The organism is Rhodomicrobium udaipurense JA643 (genome assembly GCF_000636015.1).
Lineage (GTDB): Bacteria > Pseudomonadota > Alphaproteobacteria > Rhizobiales > Rhodomicrobiaceae > Rhodomicrobium > Rhodomicrobium udaipurense.
Map to the genome: position 1 here is coordinate 1 of NZ_JFZJ01000197.1, position 3,430 is coordinate 3,430.

The 3,430-nt window shown below is 62.3% G+C and carries 3 protein-coding genes; all 3 read right to left on the reverse strand.

What is annotated here, in order from left to right:
- Positions 1-718: DNA cytosine methyltransferase (locus T281_RS16655; RefSeq protein ID WP_245269276.1), on the reverse strand; the 718-nt coding region annotated here is incomplete at its 3' end.
- Entirely contained in the window at positions 715-1,515 is an 801-nt protein-coding gene (locus tag T281_RS16660; RefSeq protein WP_162173207.1) for an adenine nucleotide alpha hydrolase family protein, read from the reverse strand. The genes T281_RS16660 and T281_RS16655, both read right to left, overlap by 4 nt.
- 62 nt (positions 1,516-1,577) lie before the next feature.
- On the reverse strand, positions 1,578-3,430 hold a 1,853-nt coding region (locus tag T281_RS16665), incomplete at its 5' end, for a DNA methyltransferase (protein ID WP_037242125.1).

Sequence of the window (3,430 nt, forward strand, 5' to 3'; positions counted from 1 at the left end):
CGCGCAGCGCGGCCGCCTTCGCCTCGCCCTTCGTCAGAAATATGGACGGGCATTTCAGCGACCAGTCGATGATCTCCGCCGCCGTCCGCCAAGGCGCGAGCGCGCCGCTTTTGACCGCTTCGCTCTTCGGGTTACCGTGCGTCGGCTCCGGCCAGAGGATCGGATGGCCATCGCGGCGCGCGATCAGATACAGCCGCTTGCGGATCGTCGGCGCGCCATAGTCGCACGCGCGGAGCTGCCGCCACTGCACCTCGTAGCCTTCAGCTTCGAGGCCTCGGACCCACCGCGCGAAATCCTGCCCGCGCCGGTCCTTATCTGGGCGGCCGTTCGTATCGAGCGGCCCCCAGTCCGCGAATTCCTCAACGTTTTCCAGCGCGATCACATGCGGCTTCGCAACACGCGCCCACACCAGCACCACATCGGCGAGCATGCGGACCGACCGCGAGACCGGCGCGCCACCCTTCGCCTTGCTGTGATGGCGGCAATCCGGCGAGGCCCAAAGCAGGCCAACCTGGCGACCCTGCAAGAGCGCATGCGGGTCCACCTTCCAGATATTTTCCTCAAGGTGGATCGTCAGCGGATGGTTCGCGGCGTGCATCGCGAGCGCTTTCGCGTCGTGGTTGATCGCATAGTCTGGCGAGCGCCCGAGAGCCAGCTCGATACCGGTCGACGCTCCGCCGCCGCCCGCGAAGCTGTCGATTATAAGTCCTTCGATCACGCTGCGGCCTCCCACGCGCAGTGCAGGCCGCACTCCGCGTCAAACTCTGTCTCGTCTGAAAAATCGGGGAATTCAGGGGTGCTCTGTACTTCAGCGATCAGCGCTTGCACGCGGTCGCGCCGATCGAAGAACTGATCGGTGGTCCGTTCCTGCTCGTCCCACCATCCGGCCAGGTCGGGTCTCTCGCGGATGATCCGTTTTCGTAGCCCTCGCCCCTTCAGAAAACACAGGTCGCAGTTGCCTTGATACGGGCGCAGCCCGAGGTCGAACGGCTGTCGCGCCCAAAACTCCATCACATTGCGCTTCGTGACCTTGGCCTTAGCCAGCGGATAGAGGCACCGCCGCCCGTGTTTCTCCGCGCTATCCAATCCCTTCAACACACGCAAACCTTCGTCGTGTCGGAGCCCAATCACTTCGACATATTCGCCCGGCTTCCACCCGAACGAGGCCGCGAGGGCGTGCAAAGGTTCGACCTTCAAGGTGCCTGTGCACCAACGCTCCTTCCAGTTTGGCAGGCGCTTCTTCTTCGCGATCAGAGCCGCGAACGGCTCCCCATTCCGGCTTGCGCTGTTGTAGCCGACCTCATCAAAGCACGGCCTAGCGTTGCGCCATTCGAGCCAATGAATGTGGACACCCCAGCGCGAGCCGCATTCGCGGACGAACCGAAGCGTCTCTTCGCGCTCTTTGCCCGTGTTCGCGAAGGCGACGACGACATCATCGGGTAGCGTGCCGCCATGCGCGCGCAAGATCTCGTGCAGCATGTAAGCCGACGTTCGACCGCCGCTGAACGAGATCACAGCCGGTCCTTCGATGCTAAACGCCGGGTGCGCTGCGCAGCTGTCAATGATGAGGCCGGAGATCATGCCGCCTCCGCGATCTCACCGCGCGCGGCATCGAGCGCTGCGAACAGGTTCGGCACGTCGAGCGCACGCGCTTCCGCCTCGACATATTTCACGCCGTCGAGGAAATAGCCGTGGTTCAACTCGTTGCCCCAGCCGATGCGCCCGAATTTCACGGCGCGCATGGGCACCGTCATCAGTCCGCCGAACGGGTCGAACACGACTTCATCTGGCATTGACCACTGGTTGATCGCACGGTCGACGATGTCGAACTGAAGCGGGCAGAGATGAAGCTCCTTGCCTCGCGCCGCCTGGAGCGTGTTCGCAGAGAGCATGCGCGTGATGTCGGTCCACACGTCCGGATGACGCGAGTGCGGCGGCAGAAGCATGAAATCGGCGGGCAGTTGCCCGCGCTCTTCCAACGCTTCCGCGATCTGCACGTGGTGCTCGAAATCGTAGACCGTCTCGAGTGAGAACCGTTTCCAGATCTTGTAAACATCGCTCGCGCCGAAGCCGACGATCTCATCGGCGGTGATCAGTCTGTTGCCGCTCGACCTCGTGTAGGCGTGCGCATCGAGCTGCCAGCGCGCGCGGCTGTATCCGTTCGGATGCTGCCAATGCGCCGCCGTCCCGGTTTCCTTGTCCTCATCGACGCGCCACTTCTTGTCCTTCACCACGGGAGAGTCGGCATAGCCGTTCGATCGGTCTGACGGCGGCTTGCGAAACAACAAGAGCTTCTCCGGCACGCCGAAGCCCATGCGAGAGCCGTCTTTGCACTGCTCGGTCCAGCCCAGCCGATAAGTCTGGTTGTTCTCGCGCACCACGTCCGTGGTGATGACCTTCTCGCCGAGGAATGCGAACCCGTGCCGCCGAAAACCCGCGATGCAGTCGTAGGAGAAGGTCGAAAGCGTCTGAAAGCCGAGGCCAGATACGCCGCCGGGAATAATGCGGTCCTTTACATGGACCGCGGCGAGCCGCCCAGGCTGGAGCACGCGAAACAGTTCCGGGATCAGATAGTCCATCTGCTCCCAGAAATGCGCATCGTCATTCGTGTGACCGAAATCGTTGTAGGACGGCGAATATTCGTACTGCGTGGAGAACGGGATCGAGCTGACGATCAGCCCGACGCTGTCCGCCGGCATGCGCGCCGTCTCTTCCACCGTGTCGGCATTTACGAGCCGATAGCGCTCGGCCGAGACTTCGATGCGCTTGCAGCCAAGCGAGCGCTGGAGCGCGTCCGCCATGGCCGCATGGCTCAGCCCGTAATCCTTGATGATCTGGCTCATCTTCTCCACCATGCGATTGTGCTGATCCCACTTGCGCTTCAGCGTGCGCAGGATCTCGCGCTCGCTCTCGGCGTAGATGATCGTGATCTCGACGGGTTTACTTTGCAGGAAACGCTGTATTCTATGGATTGCTTGAATGAAGTCGTTGAACTTGAAGCCGATGCCTAGAAACACGGCCTTATGGCAATGGCGCTGAAAGTTGCAGCCCGATCCCGCGATGACGGGCTTTGCCGAGAGATACTTGAACTTGCCGTTAGAGAACTCGACGATGCGTTGCTCGCGCTCATCGAGGTCTTGCGAACCGTAGACCGAGACGACGCCCGGCACCGCAGCGTCGATCGCATGCCGCTCCGCTTCGAGATCGTGCCAGATGAGGTAATGACTGTCGGGATCGTCCGCGAGGATCGTCTTCAAGGCATCGACGCGAGCGGGCAGCGTCTCGCGCTTCTCCCGCGCCGCATCCTGCAAGCCCATCGCCGCGTCGCGAAGCAGCATGAACTGCCCACCTCGATCGGCATCCTTCGCGCGCAGATCGCTCTGCACCTCGCGGTAATGAACCGTCATCGGCGGAAGATCGTAGCCCTCGT